General features: G+C 73.9%; 6 protein-coding genes. 5 read left to right on the plus strand and 1 reads right to left on the minus strand.

The genetic code is table 11. The features are described 5' to 3' along the window. Positions 1–4: 4 nt before the first annotated feature. The 5 genes from ACIP9H_RS05350 (at position 5) to ACIP9H_RS05370 (ending at position 10,467) form a co-directional block, all read left to right on the plus strand. A complete protein-coding gene (locus ACIP9H_RS05350) occupies positions 5–1,354 on the plus strand; it encodes a carbohydrate ABC transporter permease (protein WP_401957592.1) in 1,350 nt (449 codons plus the stop codon). Then, entirely contained in the window at positions 1,351–2,289 is a 939-nt protein-coding gene (locus ACIP9H_RS05355) for a carbohydrate ABC transporter permease (RefSeq protein ID WP_401957594.1), read from the plus strand. The genes ACIP9H_RS05350 and ACIP9H_RS05355 overlap by 4 nt, the downstream gene beginning before the upstream one ends. A 116-nt stretch (positions 2,290–2,405) precedes the next feature. After that, a complete protein-coding gene (locus tag ACIP9H_RS05360; protein WP_401957597.1) occupies positions 2,406–4,673 on the plus strand; it encodes a CDP-glycerol glycerophosphotransferase family protein in 2,268 nt (755 codons plus the stop codon). A gap of 452 nt (positions 4,674–5,125) precedes the next feature. Next, positions 5,126–8,728, plus strand: a complete 3,603-nt coding sequence (locus ACIP9H_RS05365; RefSeq protein ID WP_401957600.1) for a CDP-glycerol glycerophosphotransferase family protein — start codon at positions 5,126–5,128, stop codon at positions 8,726–8,728. Positions 8,729–8,940: 212 nt separating this feature from the next. Further along, a complete protein-coding gene (locus tag ACIP9H_RS05370) occupies positions 8,941–10,467 on the plus strand; it encodes a hypothetical protein (protein ID WP_401957603.1) in 1,527 nt (508 codons plus the stop codon). 82 nt (positions 10,468–10,549) lie between these two features. On the opposite strand, the gene ACIP9H_RS05375 is transcribed toward ACIP9H_RS05370, so the two are convergent. After that, positions 10,550–15,535 carry an NAD-glutamate dehydrogenase gene (locus ACIP9H_RS05375; RefSeq protein WP_401596994.1) on the minus strand — a complete coding sequence of 1,662 codons (4,986 nt, stop codon included), beginning with the start codon at positions 15,533–15,535 and terminating at the stop codon, positions 10,550–10,552. Between the last annotated feature and the right edge of the window lie 11 nt (positions 15,536–15,546).

Genomic DNA, 15,546 nt, shown 5'->3' on the forward strand with positions numbered 1-15,546 from the left:
CGCGATGGCGACGGCGGCGACCGCTCGGGGCCCGGCCGCGCCGGGCGGCGCTCCCCCGGTGCGGCGCAAGGGCGTGGCGGGCACGCGGCGCTGGGTGGCGGCGGTCTTCCTGCTGCCCGCGCTGGTGCTGCTGGGCGCGCTGGTGGTCTACCCGATCGGGTACACCGTCCGGCGCAGCCTCTTCGACAAAGCGGGTTCGGGCTTCGTCGGGCTGGCGAACTACGGCTCGGTCTTCAGTGACGACAGCACCCTGACCGCGCTGCGCAACACCGCGGTCTGGGTGGTCGTGGCGCCGGTCCTGGCCACGGCGCTCGGCCTGGTCTTCGCGGTGCTGACCGAACGGGTCAGCTGGGGCACCGCGTTCAAGCTGGTCGTCTTCATGCCGATGGCGATCTCGATGCTGGCGGCGGGGATCATCTTCCGGCTGGTGTACGAGCAGGACCCGGCGCGCGGCGCGGCGAACGCGGTCGTCGTCGGCGTCCACGACACCTTCGCCGGCTCCTCCGCCTACCCCGGTGCCAGGCCCCGGCCCGGCGGGGACCTCGCGGCCTCGGGCGGCGGTTCGTACACCACGCGGCAGGCGGCGCGGGGCGGCACGGCGGTCGTGCTGCCGCTGATCGGCATCCCGGCGGCGAAACTCCCGGCGGGCACGGGCGACGCCCGGCAGGCGGCCCCCGGCCCGGGGGTGACCGGAACGGTGTGGCTGGACTTCACGCCGGGCGGCGGCGGCGCCGCGGGGACCGTCGACACCGGGGAGAAGGCGCTGAGGGGCGTGACCGTGGAGGCCGTCAAGGACGGCAGGGTGGTGGCCTCCGCGACCTCCGGCGCCGACGGCACCTTCGCGCTCCCCGCCTCGGCGGACGGCGCCCGACTGCGGCTGCCTGCCTCGAACTTCGCGCAGCCGTACAACGGGATCGACTGGCTGGGGCCTGCGTTGGTGACGCCCGCCATCATCGGCGCCTACCTGTGGATGTGGGCGGGCTTCGCGATGGTGCTGATCGCCGCGGGGCTCGCCGGGGTACCGCGGGAGCTGATGGAGGCGGCGCGGATCGACGGCGCCAACGAGTGGCAGGTGTTCCGCCGGATCACCGTGCCGCTGCTGGCGCCGGTGCTGGTGGTGGTCGTCGTCACGCTGATGATCAACGTGATGAAGATCTTCGACCTGGTGTACATCATCGCGCCCAGCACCTCGCAGGACGACGCCGACGTCCTGGCGCTGCAACTGTTCCTGTCGTCCTTCGGGGGCGGCAACGACCAGGGCGTCGGCAGCGCGATCGGCGTCATCCTGCTGCTCCTGGTCGTCCCGGTCATGGTGTTCAACATCCGCCGTCTGCGCAGGGAGGCCCGCCGATGACCACCGTCGCAGGCACAGCGGAGCCACCGGAGCCGGCAGGACCCGCTCGGCCCTCCCGCCCGGAGACCGCCGCCCGGGCCGCCAGGAGCCCGCTCGCCGCGCGCCTGGCGGAACGGGCCGGCGGCGGCGTGCTGCGCGTGTTCCTCGTGCTGGTCGCGCTGTTCTGGCTGATGCCGACCGTGGGGCTGCTGATCTCCTCGTTCCGCGGCCCCGTCGACATCGCCGCCTCGGGCTGGTGGAAGGTGTTCACCGCGCCCTCGCAGCTGACCGCCGCCAACTACCGCGAGCTGCTGGGCAACGACGCCGTCACCTCCTCGCTGCTGAACACCGCGCTGATCACGGTCCCGGCGACGCTGCTGGTGGTGGTCATCGGGTCCCTGGCGGGCTACGCCTTCGCCTGGATGGGGTTCCCGGGCAGGGACTGGCTGTTCCTGCTCGTCGTGGGGCTGCTGGTGGTGCCGGTGCAGATCGCGCTGGTCCCGGTGGCGCAGCTGTTCGGGGACATCGGGATCTTCGGCGACATCATCGGCGTCGTCCTGTTCCACACCGGCTTCGGCCTGCCGTTCGCGATCTTCCTGCTGCGCAACTTCTTCGCGGAGATCCCGCGGGAGCTGCTGGAGGCCGCGCGGCTGGACGGGGCGGGCGAGCTGCGGCTGTTCGCACGGGTGATCATGCCGCTGGGCGGTCCCGCGATCGCCTCGCTCGGCATCTTCCAGTTCCTGTGGGTGTGGAACGACATGCTGGTGGCGCTGATCTTCTCCAACGCCGACTCGCAGCCCATCACCGTCGCACTGCAGCAGCAGGTCAGGCAGTTCGGCAACAACATCGACATCCTGGCGCCGGGCGCCTTCGTGTCGATGGTGGTCCCGCTGGCCGTCTTCTTCGCCTTCCAGCGGCAGTTCGTCTCCGGCGTCATGGCGGGCGCCGTGAAATAGGCGCGCGGGACCGGGGCCCGGCAACACTCCGTGGCCGGAACGGTCGCCGGACGCGGCACACCCGAAGGGATATAACGGGCACAAGCCGCGTACGTCGATCCTACGGATGTGCTGCCTTGCCCCGGTTCAGCGTCATCGTGCCCGTCCACCAGGTGCAGGCCTATCTGCACGAGTGCCTGGAGTCCGTGCTCGGCCAGAGCTTCACCGACGTCGAACTGATCGCCGTCGACGACCGCTCCCCCGACGGCTGCGGCGCGATCATCGACTCGTACGCGGCCCGCGACCACCGGGTCGTCGCCGTGCACCTGGCCGAGAACACCGGCGCCGGACGCGCCCGCAACGCCGGCACCGCCCACGCCACCGGCGACTACCTGCTCTTCCTCGACGGCGACGACACCCTCGCCCCCGGTGCGCTGCGGGCCGTCGCCGACCGGCTGGCCGAGACGGCGGGACCCGACGTGCTGGTCTTCGACCACGCCCGCACCTACTGGGACGGCCGCGTCGCCCGCGACCGCCGCTCCCACCTGCTCTCCCACGGCGGACCGCCGCCCGGCCCCCTCACCGACCGCCCCGAACTGCTGCGGCTGCCGCCGGTGGCCTGGAACAAGGCCTACCGGAGGGAGTTCGTCGAACGGCACGGCCTGTCCTTCCCGCCCGGCTGGTACGAGGACGTGCCGTGGACCTACCCGGCGCTGCTCGGCGCCGGCAGCGTCGCGGTGCTCGACCGGGTCTGCGTGCACCACCGGCAGCGGCGCCGCGGCAGCATCCGGCACACCACGAGCAGCCGCCACTTCGACGTCTTCGACCAGTACGAGCGGCTCTTCGACCACCTCGACCGCCATCCCGTGCACGACCGGTGGCGGCCCGCGCTCCACCGGCGGATGGCCGACCACCTGCTGCTGATCTACAACAGCCCCGGCCGGCTGCCCCGTTCGTCGCGCGCCGCGTACTTCGAGCGCTGCGGGCGGACCCTGCGCCGACTGCGCCCCCAGGAACCCGGCCGCGCCGGCGGGCCCCGGCGGCTGCTGGTGCGGCTCGGCGCCCGCCATGTCTTCGACGCCGTACGGGCCGCCGGGACCCTGCGCCGGCGGCTGCGCGCACTGGCGCGGACCGCCCGCCTCGCGGGGCGCGCGGCCGCCCTGCGAACGCACTACCGCCTCCAGCGGCACCGCCCCCTGGACCCGCGGCTCGCGGTCTTCGCCGCCGACCGGTACGGCGGCTACGCCTGCAACCCCGCCGCCGTGGAGACCGCCGTCCGCGGCCTCGCCCCGCACCTGCGCACCGCCTGGATCACCACGCCGGAGCACGCCGGCACGCTGCCGCCCGGGGTGCGCCGCGTCCAGCCGGACTCCCCCGCGTACTGGACGGCGCTGGCCCGTGCCACGTACCTGGTCAACAACGTCAACTTCCCGCACGCGTACGTCAAGCGCCCGGGCCAGGTGAACCTGCACACCCACCAGGGCACCCCGCTCGGCCACATGGGCCTGGACGTGCAGGACGACCCGGCCGCCTCGGCCGGCCGGGACTTCGCCCGCATGCTCGCCCACACCGACCGCTGGGACTACTGCCTGTCGGCCAACCCGCACTCCTCGGTGGTCTGGGAACGCGCCTACCCGGCCGGATACGCCACCCTGGAGTACGGCCAGCCCCGCAACGACGTGCTGCTCCAGGCGTCCGCGGAGGACGTACTGCGCCTGCGCGCCGCCCTCGGCCTGCCCGAGGGCGTCACCGCCCTGCTGTACGCCCCGGCCCACCGCGACCACCGGCACGGCTTCCGCCCGGCCGCCGACCCGGCGCGCCTCGGCCGGGAACTGGGCCCCGGATTCGCCGTCCTGTACCGCGGGTGGGCGGCCGGCCTCCCCGAGGACCTGCCGGGCAACGTGCTCGACGTCTCCGCGCACCGCAGCGTGCAGGAACTGTGCCTGGCCTCCGACGGGCTGATCACCGACTACGCGTCCCTGATGTTCGACTACGCCGTCCTGGACCGGCCGGTCGTCGTGCACGCCGAGGACTGGACGGCCTGCCGGATCGCGCGCGGCGCCTACCTCGACATCACCGCCGAGCCGCCGGGACCGGTCGCCGGGTCCGCGGACGAACTCCTCGCCGTCCTCCGCACCGGCGCCTGGCGCGGCCCGGAGTCCACCCGGCTGCGGGCGGCCTTCCGGGCGCGCTACTGCCCGTGGGACGACGGGCACGCGGCCGAGCGCGTCGTCCGCCGGGTCTTCCTGGGCGAGCCCGGCGGGCTGCCACCGGTCGTACCCCCGGAGGCCCGCCGCCCGGCCCCCGCCCCGGACCTGGCCCGGGCGCAGGCCCACGAACACAGCCGCGCCCAGGACTTCGGCGGCGTGTACGACCAAACCCGCGACCCGGCACCCGGCGGCTGAGGCGCCCCTCAGGGCAACCGCCCCAGCGGAGGCAAGCGGCCCGGCCGGGCACGTCGTACGCCGGGTCCTCCCGGACCCAGGCCCACAAGCACGGCCACGCCCAGGACTTCGGCAACGTGTACGACCAGACCCGCGACCCCGCACCCGGCGCCTGAGGCCCCCAACCGGGCAACCGCCCCAGCGGAGGCAACCGACCCGGCCGGACGCGTCGTGCCGCCGGAGGCCCCCCACCCCGGACCTGGCCCGGACCCAGGCCCACGAACACAGCCGCGCCCACGAGTTCGACGGCGAGTACGACCAGACCCGCGACCCCGCACCCGGCGCCTGAAGCGCCCACCCGGGCACTCCGCGGTTCACCCGTTCGGCCCAGCGGAGGTGACCGACGCGGCCGGGGCGAGTTGAACCCCTCGTTCCCGCACGCCGCCCGTACCCGGAAAGGGTCACGTCAGCCGATGGCCTCGCGCACGCCCCGCCTCACCGTCGTCGTCCCGGTCCACAACGTCGAGGCGCACGTGGCGGAGTGCCTGCGCTCGGTGGCCGCGCAGACCCTCGACGCGCTCGACGTCGTGGTCGTGGACGACGGCTCCACCGACGCCGGCGCCGCCGTCGCGCGCTCCTTCGCCGACCGCGACCCCCGCTTCCGGCTGGTCCGCCAGGACGCCGCGGGACTCGGGCACGCCCGCAACACCGGTGTCCGGCACGCCGATCCGGGCAGCACCTACCTCGCGTTCCTCGACGGGGACGACGTCCTGCCGCCGCGCGCGTACGAGACGCTGGTGCGGATGCTGGACGCCTCCTGCTCGGACTTCGCCACCGGCAACGCGTGGCGGCTCACCGAGGACGGCCGCACCGAGGCCTGGCCGCGGCGCGAGCTGACGCGGAACGTGCCGCGCACCCACGTCACCCGGGACCCCGGCCTGCTCTCCGACCGGGCCGCCTGGAACAAGGTCTTCCGCCGCGACTTCTGGGACCGGCACCAACTCGCCTTCCCCGAGGGCGTGCTGTACCCGGACGCCCCCCTCACCCTGCCCGCGCACTTCCTCGCCGAGGCCGTGGACGTCCTGCACGACCACGTCTGCTACCGGCGGTCGGACGCCGGTGCGCTCACCCGGCGCCTCACCGATGTGCGGTCCGTGCGCGGCGCGGCTGACCGCGTCGCCGCCGTCGACGCGGTCAGCCGCTTCCTCGCCGACCCGGCGCACCCCGGCCGCGCCGCACGCAAGCGCGCCTACGACCGCTCGGTGCTCACCGACGACCTCCAGGACCTCGTCGAGGCGCTGCCGACGGCGGGCCCGGAGTACCGGCGGGTGTTCATGGAGCGCACCCGGGACTTCCTCGGCAGTGTCGACCGCGGCGTCTTCCCCGAACTCCCCGTCGCGCAGCGGATCGTGTGGCACCTGGTCGCCAAGGACCGGATCGACGACCTCGTCGCGTTCCTGGACCACCAGCGCGCCAACCCCGCCGGTTTCTCCGTCGCCGGGCCGCCGTTGCGCAAGCGCGCGGTGGTCCCCGCCGCGGACGGCACCCCGATGGCGCTGCCCCCGTCCGTGGCACGGCTGCGCCGCACGGACCTGCCCGTGCACGCCGAGGTCGCCGAAGTGGCGCGGGAGAACGGCCGGCTGGTGCTGCGCGGCCACGCCTACCTGCACAACATCGACGCCGGGCAGCCCGGCGACGCCCACATCACCGCCGTCGCCCTGAACGGCCGGCGCCGCCGGGTCAAGGCGCTGCTGCTGCCGGTGCGCATCCACCAGGAACCGGCCGCGACGACCGGCTCGCGCCAGGAGGAACACTGCTACGACTGGTCGGGCTTCGAGATCACCGTCGACCCGGCGCGGCTGCGGCCGGGCCGGTGGCGGATCGCGGTGGTCGTCGCGGCGAGAGGCGTCATCCGCACGGCGGGACTGCGCGCCGCGGAATCCGGCTCCGGTGCCTCCCCGCAGTCGTACCCGGCGGGCGACGGGACCCGCGTGGTGCCGTACCACCGGGCCGGGCGGCTGCACCTGTCGGTGGAGCCGGTGACCGGGGCGGTGACGGACCACCGGGCGGGCCCCGACGGCACGGTGGAGCTGGACGTCACCGGCGCGCCGGACGCGACCGCGCTGCGCCTGACGCTCGCCTCGACGCGGGTGCTCCGCACGTATCCGCTTCAGGACCCGGACCACGGCGTCCGCCGGGTCCGCGTGCCCCTCGCCGACCTCGCGGACGTCCGGCCCGCGCTGGAGCCGGGCCCCCGGCAGATCGCCCCGGAGACCACCGAGACCTGGGAGGCCGTCCTGATGCGGCCGGGCGGCACCGACCCGGTCCATCTCGACGGGGACCTGCCCGCCGGCCACTACCCGCTCGGCACGGACGCCCGGTTCGGCGGTGTCCGCCGCGAACTGCTGGTCGAGGCCGACACCGCGGGCCGGCTGGTGCTGCGCGACCGCACACCCCAGCCGGTCGTGGACGCCGTCGGCTGGACCGCCGAGGGCGCCCTCGTCCTCACGGGGCGGCTCTCTCCGGACACCGCCGCCGGACGGGCCGAACTGGTGCTGCGCCACGGCACGTTCAGCGTCGAGCACACCTTCCCGGTACGGCTGGACGGCACCGCCGCGCCCCTGGACCCGGCGGGCCGGCCCCCGCACCGCGAGGGCCGCCGCTTCACCGCGACCGCGCGCCCCGGCCGGATCGAGACGCTCGCCGGGACCGTGCCGCTGGCCGAGGGCCGCTGGGACCTGTGGCTGCGCGCCGGCGCGCACGACGCGCCCGTGCGGGTGGCCCCCGGCGTGTTCGACGCGCTGCCGATGGCGGCGGGCTCCGGCGGCAAGGCGTTCACCGTGGACCGGCGCCTGCACGACCGGCTGTTCGTGGCGGCCGGCCCGACCGTGCCGGAGCCGCAGCGCGGCCCGTACCGGCAGCGCGTGCTGCGCGAGACGCACTACCCGCGCGCCCGGGGCCTACCGCGCCGCGAGACCGTGCTGTACAGCTCCTTCGGCGGCCGCTCCTGCGGCGACTCCCCGCGCGCCGTCCACGAGGAACTGCTGCGCCGCCCCGAGGCCGACGGCCTGGAGCACCTGTGGGTGGTGCGGGACGGCCAGGCCGTGCCGCCGGGGACAGCGCGGCCGGTGGTCCTGCACAGCGCGGCCTGGTACGAGGCGCTGGCGCGCAGCCGCTACGTGGTGACCAACACGCATCTGCCGCAGTGGTTCGTCCGCCGCCCCGACCAGCGGGTGCTCCAGACCTGGCACGGCACACCGGTCAAGCGCACCGGCCGCGACCTGGCCGGCACCCTGTGCGCGGACCTGCCCCACCTGCCGCGCCCGCCCCACGACACGGGCCGCCAGTGGAGCGTGCTGCTGTCGCCGAACACGGCCGGCACGGGCGCGCTGCGCACGGCGCTCGCCTTCGACGGCGAGGTCGCCGAGACCGGACTGCCGCGCACCGACGTGCTGTTCGCCGACGACCGCGACAAGATCGCCGCCGCGCTGCGGGACCGGCTGGGCATCCCGCGGGGCCGCACCGTCGTGCTGTACGCCCCGACCCGGCGCGACGACCTCGCGTACGACGCCGGCCACTACCGCCGCTCCCCGCACCTGGACCTGGCGGAGGCCGAGGCCGCCCTCGGCCGGGACCACGTGCTGCTGTACCGCTCGCACCCGCTGGTCGCCGACCGGCTGCGGCCCGGACGCTCCGGCTTCGCCCGCGACGTGTCCGCGCACCCCGACGCGGCCGAACTGCTGCTGCTCGCCGACGTGCTGGTCACCGACTACGCCTCGCTCGCCGCGGACTTCGCCAACACCGGCCGCCCGATGCTCTTCCTCGTCCCCGACCTGGAGCACGTCCGCGACACCCTGCGCGGCTTCTACCCAGACTTCGAGGCCCAGGCGCCCGGTCCGCTGCTGCACTCCACCGCCGAGGTCGCCGGCGCGCTGCGCGACCTGGACACCGTGGCACGGCACAGCGCCGACGCGTACGCCCACTTCCGCGCGACGTTCTGCCACCTCGACGACGGCCGGGCCGCCGCCCGCGCCACCGACCGCCTCCTCGGCCTGCCGGACACCGCACGCGACTGAGCCGGACCCCGTGCCCCGCTCCACGCCCGCCGTCCCGGCCGACGGCCCCTCAGAAGGGCGCGGCCCAGGGGCGGCCAGTCGGCCGCAGCCCCCTCCCACGAACGAGTGGCGGGACGCGGGGACACGTCCCCGTACGGACCCGTCGGGGATGCAGCACCGCATGCCACGGCCGAACATCGTGATGACGAGCTGACGACGGCCGGGAGGGCTGCGTGACCGGCGTTCTGACGACCCAGCGGGACTGGCGTATCCAGACCTACGAGCTGCGCCGGGTGCGGCGCCCCTCGCCGTACCTGATTCTGGGCACCCTGTTCTGGCTGGTGGTGGCCCTGCGGACGTGGGACGCCGTGCCCGCCGCCGACTTCGGGCAGCACGCCGCCGCGATCGAGCGGATCGCGGCGGACTGGCGGCACCCGTCCAACCCGCTGCTCGACATGCCCGGCGCCGGCAGCCCCTACTTCACTCCGTACACGGTGCTGCTGGGGCTGCTGAGCAAGCTCACCGGGGTGCCGGGCTGGCAGCTGCTGAAGGGCTGCGGCCCGCTCAACCTCGCCCTGGTCGTCAGCGGCATCGGCGCCTTCACCCGCACCCTCAGCACGCGGCGCTGGGCGCCGGTGCTGGCGCTGGCGGCGTTCGTGCTGCTGTGGGGGCCGGAGCACAAGGAGTGGAGCGGCTTCCTCGGGCTCCAGTCGATGACCCTCGGGCTGACCTACCCGAGCGCGTTCGCGATCGGCCTGACGTTCTGGACGTGGGCGATCACCGCCCGCACCGCGCGGCGCGGCGTCGGCGGTCCGTGGCTGCACACCGGGCTCGGCCTGCTGCTGGGCGTCATCCTGCTCGTCCACCCGTTCACGGCGATGGGCGCGGTCATCGGCGTGGCCGCCCTGGTGCTCGGCCTCCAGCAGACCCCGATCGTCGCCGGGATCCTGGGCCGCTGGGCGCTGACGGCCGCCGTCGCCTTCGCGGTCGCCGGCTGGTGGCCGTACTTCAGCCTCTCCGCGCTGCTGGGCGACCCCACGGTCGACGGGATCCACCGGCAGCTCTACGGCGACCTGTGGCAGTGGTACGGGCTCGCCCTGGCCGGTCTGCCGGCGCTGCTGTACCGGCTGCGGCTGAACCCGCTGGACCCGCTGGTGCTGATGTTCGCCGGGGACTGCGCGGTCGCCGCGTACGGCTGGTTCAGCGGCGAGTACTCCTACGGGCGGATCTTCGGGCTGCTGCTGGTGCCGCTGCAGTTCGCGCTGGCCGTCGAACTCGCCGAGGCCCCGCCGTGGACGCTGCTGCGCACGGTGCTGGCGCCGCTGGCCGCCGTGGCCGCGTGCGTGGGCCTGGTGGCGCAGGCCGGCGCGATCGTCCCGAAGCGCTTCGTGCCCCCGGCGGTGCACCTGCAGCGGCTGAGCCAGTGGCCGAGCTACCAGTGGGCGCAGCGGCACGTGGCGCCCGGCGACGTCCTCCTGACCGACGCCTACGGGCCCGCCCATGTGATGCCGGCCTACGGCGCGTTCCTGGTCGCCCCCACCTGGCCCGACCCGTCGACCACGGCGGCGGAACGGGGGCGCCGCGCCGCCGACGTCCGCACCTTCCTGGCCCCGACGACCGCACCGGACCAGCGGCAGGCCATCGCCCGCCGCTACCACGTCCGCTGGATCATGACGGCGCCCAGGGCCCCCGTCCCGCCCGGCGCCTCGCTGGTCGCCACCGGCCCGCACACGCGCGAACGCCTCTACCGGATCGGGTGACAAGAGAACGCGGGCCGACGGCGAAGGGGCCGGGGGAAGACCCCCGGCCCCTTCGCCGTGCGGCGGCCCGCGGCGGGGACCGTCAGCGGTGCGTGCGCAGCAGCGTGCGGAAGGTCCGCATCGCCACCGACAGGTTCGCCAGGTCGAACGCCTCCGACCCCCGGATCTCGTCCAGGGTGGTGCGGGCCCGGGCGACCAGGGCACCCCTGGCCTCCTCCCACGTCTTGAAGCGCTGCTCCGGCGTGGAGGAGCCGTTGCCCACCGAGAGCACGTCCGCCGTCAGCGCGGCGTGCGCGGCGAACAGGTCCTCGCGGATGGAGGCACGGGCCATGGACTGCCACCGGTCGGCGCGCGGCAGCTCGATGATCCGGTCCAGCAGCTGCGTGATCTGCAGGCGGTCGGCCAGGTCGTAGTAGACCTCGGCCACCGCCAGCGCGTCCTTGCCGCTGCGGTCGGCGACGTCCACGATGTCCAGCGCCGGGAAGGCGGAGGAGAACCCGGCCACCTTGGTGGCCAGTTCCTCCGGCACGCCCGCGCCGGTGAGCTCGTCGTGGATCGACTGGTACCACTCCAGGTCCGCGCCGCGCAGCAGCTTGGGCAGCTCGGCCCAGACCCGGGTGACCCCGTCATGGAAGAACTCGATGGTCTCCGCGATCCGCAGCGGCTGCGGGCGGTTGTTGAGCAGCCAGCGCGAGGCCCGCTCCACCAGCCGCCGCGAGTGCAGCCGGACGCGGGTCTGGACATCGGCCGGCACGACGTTGTCGAGGGCCTCGACGTCGTCCCAGATCCGGTTCAGCCCGAAGATCGCGCGGGCCGCGGTGTGCGCCCGCACGATCTCCTCGCTGGTGGCCCCGGTCTCCTCCTTGAAGCGGTGGAGGAAGGTGCTGCCGCCGGTGTTGACGGTGTCGTTGACCAGCACCGTCGTGATGATCTCGCGGCGCAGCGCGTGACCGTCGATCTGCGCGGCGAAGCGCTCGCCGAGCGCCGTCGGGAAGTACGCGTCCAGCAGCCGCCGCAGGTACGGGTCGTCCGGCAGGCCGGTGGCGAGCAGCTCCTCCGCCGCGGTGATCTTGGTGTAGGCCAGCAGGACGGCCAGCTCCGGCTGGGTCAGGCCCTGGCCGGCGGCCAGCCGCTCGCGGATCTGCCGGTCGGTCGGCAGGAACTCCAGCGCCCGGTCCAGCTTGCCGTCGCGCACCAGCCTGCGGATGAAGCGCTGCTGGGCGTGGAGCAGACTGGCCGACTGGGCCATGCTGTTGGCCAGCGCCACGTTCTGCGCGTAGTTGTTGCGCAGCACCAGGGAGCCGACCTCGTCGGTCATCTCGGCCAGCAGGGTGTTGCGCTGCTTGACCGTCATGTCGCCCTCGGCGACGACCGCGTTGAGCAGGATCTTGATGTTGACCTCGTGGTCGGAGGCGTCCACACCGGCGCTGTTGTCGATGGCGTCGGTGTTGACCCGGCCCCCGGCCAGGGCGAACTCGATGCGGCCGAGCTGGGTCAGGCCCAGGTTGCCGCCCTCGCCGATGACCTTGGCGCGGACCTCCGCGCCGTCCACGCGGATGGCGTCGTTGGCCTTGTCGCCGACGTCCAGGTGCGACTCGGTGGACGACTTGACGTAGGTGCCGATGCCGCCGTTCCACAGCAGGTCCACCGGGGCCTTGAGGATCGCCTTCATCAGGTCGGCCGGGGTCATCTTCGCCGCCGGCTGCTCGATGCCGAGCGCCTTGCGGATCTGCGGGGTGAGCGTGATCGCCTTCGCGCTGCGCGGGAAGACCCCCCCGCCCGCCGAGATCAGCTTGGCGTCGTAGTCCGCCCACGAGGACCGCGGCAGCTCGAACATCCGGCGGCGCTCGGCGAAGGACACCGCCGCGTCCGGCGTCGGGTCGAGGAAGATGTGCCGGTGGTCGAAGGCCGCGACCAGCCGGATGTGCTCGCTGAGCAGCATGCCGTTGCCGAAGACGTCACCGGACATGTCGCCGACGCCGACGACGGTGAAGTCCTCGTTCTGGGTGTCGTGGCCCATCTCGCGGAAGTGCCGCTCGACGGACTCCCACGCGCCGCGGGCCGTGATGCCCATCTTCTTGTGGTCGTAGCCGACCGAGCCGCCGGAGGCGAACGCGTCGCCGAGCCAGAAACCGTAGGAGTTCGCGACCTCGTTGGCGATGTCGGAGAACGACGCGGTGCCCTTGTCGGCCGCGACCACCAGGTAGGTGTCGTCGCCGTCGTGGCGGACCACGTCGGCCGGCGGCACGACCTGGCCGCCCACCAGGTTGTCGGTGATGTCGAGGAGACCGGAAATGAAGGTCTTGTACGAGGCGATGCCCTCGGCCAGCCACGCGTCGCGGTCGGCCGCCGGGTCGGGCAGCCGCTTGCCGACGAAGCCGCCCTTCGCGCCGACCGGCACGATGACGGTGTTCTTCACCATCTGCGCCTTGACCAGGCCCAGCACCTCGGTACGGAAGTCCTCGCGCCGGTCGGACCAGCGCAGACCGCCGCGGGCGACCTTGCCGAAGCGCAGGTGCACGCCCTCCACCCGCGGGGAGTACACCCAGATCTCGTACTCCGGGCGCGGCGCGGGCAGGTCCGGGATCGCCTGCGGGTCGAACTTCATCGACAGGTAGGCGTGCGGCTTGCCGCCGTCCGCGCGCTGGAAGTAGTTGGTGCGCAGCGTCGCCTTGATCAGCGTGAGGAAGGAGCGCAGGATGCGGTCCTCGTCCAGGCTCGCGACCTGGTCCAGGGCGGCGTCCACCTCCTCCAGCAGGGCGTCGGTCAGCTCGCTGCCGGCCCGCTGGTGGTCCGGGGACAGGCGCGCCTGGAAGAGGTTGACCAGCAGCCGGGTGGTGTGGACGTTGTTGCGGAGGGTGTCCTCCATGTAGTCCTGCGAGAAGGCCGTGCCGGCCTGCCGCAGGTACTTGGCGTAGGCGCGCAGCACCATCGCCTGGCGCCAGGTCAGACCGGCGCTCAGCACCAGCGAGTTGAAGCCGTCGTTCTCGGCCTGACCGGTCCAGGTCGCGGTGAAGGCGTCCTGGAAGCGCTCGCGTGCGTCGTCCCCGAGGTCGCCGAGCGAGGGGTCGATGCGCAGCCCGAAGTCGTAGATCCAGGCGCGGCCCGCGTGCTCCTCGCCGTCCTGCGACGAGGAGGGCGTGCGGCGCAGCTCGTAGGGGCGCTCGTCGGTGACCTCGACGCCCAGGCGCTGGAGCGCCGGCAGCACCGCGGACAGCGACACCGGCGCACCGGTGCGGTAGATCTTGAAACGGCGCTCGCCGGGGGCGGCGCCGACCGGCTCGTACAGGCTGAGGCAGAAGTCCTCGCCGTTGAGCCGCTCCAGGTGCTGCAGGTCGGCGACGGCGGCACGCGGGCTGAAGTCGGCGCGGTAGCCGTCGGGGAAGGCCTGCGCGTAGCGGCGGTTCATCTCGGCGGCGCGCTCCTCGCCGCACTCGGCGTTCAGCGCCTCGGCGAAGCCGTCGGACCAGGAGCGCACGGCCTCCGTCAGCCGGCCCTCGATACGGTCGACATCGCCCTCGCTGAGCTGCGGCAGCCGGGTGCCGGGGGCGACCCGGACCACGAAGTGCAGCCGGGAGAGCACCGACTCGGTGCTCCAGGCGGTGAAGTCGACGGTGACGCCGTTGAGTTCCTCCTTGAGGATGTCCGTCAGCCGCAACCGGGACGCCGTGGTGAAACGGTCGCGCGGCATGTAGACCAGCGCGGACAGGTAGCGCCCGTACTCGTCCTGCCGCAGGAACAGCCGCAGCCGGCGGCGCTCCTGGAGGTACAGCACGCTGGTGACGGTCTGCCGCAGCTCGTCCGGCGAGGTCTGGAACAGCTCGTCGCGCGGGTAGGTCTCCAGGATCTGCAGCAGGTCGCGGCCGTCGTGGCTGTCCGGCGAGACCCCGGCGCCCTCCAGCACCTCGGCGACCTTGCGCCGGATGACCGGCACCCGGCGCACCGACTCGGTGTACGCGGCCGAGGAGAACAGGCCGAGGAAGCGGCGCTCGCCGATGACGTTGCCGTCGGCGTCGAACTTCTTGACGCCGATGTAGTCCAGGTACGACGGCCGGTGCACGGTGGCCCGGCTGTTCGCCTTGGTGATGATCAGCAGCCGCTGCTCGCGGGCCTTCTTGCGGGCGTCGACGGGCAGCCGGTTGAACGACGGCGACACCGGGTGCGCGTTGTGGCGGCCCTCGTCGTCGTGGTGGTGCGGGTCGGAGCGCAGGATGCCGAGCCCGGTGCCGGGCACCGCGGTGAGCACGTCCTCCTCGCCCTCGGGGGTGCTCTCCGTGGTGAGCGCGTACTCCCGGTAGCCGATGAAGGTGAAGTGGTCGTCCGACAGCCAGCGCAGCAGCTCCCAGGCCTCACCGACCTCCTGCTCGGGCAGCGGCGGCGGGGTCGCGGCGAGCTCGTCGGCGATGCGCAGCGCGCCGTCACGCATCTTCTGCCAGTCCTCGACGGCCTCGCGGACGTCGGACAGCACGCGCCGCAGGTCGGCGCCGATCTGCTTGAGGTCCTCGCGGTCGGTCTCGCGGTCGATCTCGACGTGGATCCAGGACTCGGTCAGCACGTCGTGCGGCAGGTGGGCGCCGTCGCCGGGGACGGCCTCCAGCACCTCCAGCAGGTTGCCGGTCAGGTCGCGGCGCACGAGCATCTGCGGATGGACGACCACGTGGATCGCGCGGTCCTGCCGGGACAGCTCATTGGTGACGGAGTCGACGAGGAACGGCATGTCGTCGGTGACCACCTCGACGACCGTGTGGCTGCAGGTCCACCCGTTCTCCTCGACCGAGGGCGTGTGCACGCGCACGTTCGCGGTGCCCTGCGGGCGCACCTCGGCGAGGCGGTAGTGGGACAGCGCCGCGCCGTAGACGTCCACCGGGTCGCGGTGGACGAGGTCCTCGGGCGCGCTGTGCAGGTAGTAGCGCTGGAGGAAGGAGTCCAGCGCCTCCTTCACCGGGCCCGCACTGCCGTCCGCCCCTGCTTGGCCGGGAGCCGGCGTTCCCCCCGCCGAAGGTCCGGGGCCCACGCGGGCCGCCCGTTCCAGCAGCTCGGCCTTGGCTTCGTCCAGCTTGGTCTGCATGTCCTCATGCT

It is taken from the genome of Streptomyces sp. NPDC088732, assembly GCF_044751205.1.
In the GTDB taxonomy this organism is placed as follows: Bacteria; Actinomycetota; Actinomycetes; order Streptomycetales; family Streptomycetaceae; genus Actinacidiphila.

Bases quoted from the DNA above. Each gene is read 5' to 3' on its own strand.
- ACIP9H_RS05355 (WP_401957594.1), top strand. From the start codon at position 1,351: ATGACCACCGTCGCAGGCACAGCGGAGCCACCGGAGCCGGCAGGACCC.
- ACIP9H_RS05375 (WP_401596994.1), bottom strand. From the start codon at position 15,535: ATGCAGACCAAGCTGGACGAAGCCAAGGCCGAGCTGCTGGAACGGGCG.
- ACIP9H_RS05350 (WP_401957592.1), top strand. From the start codon at position 5: ATGGCGACGGCGGCGACCGCTCGGGGCCCGGCCGCGCCGGGCGGCGCT.
- ACIP9H_RS05365 (WP_401957600.1), top strand. From the start codon at position 5,126: ATGGCCTCGCGCACGCCCCGCCTCACCGTCGTCGTCCCGGTCCACAAC.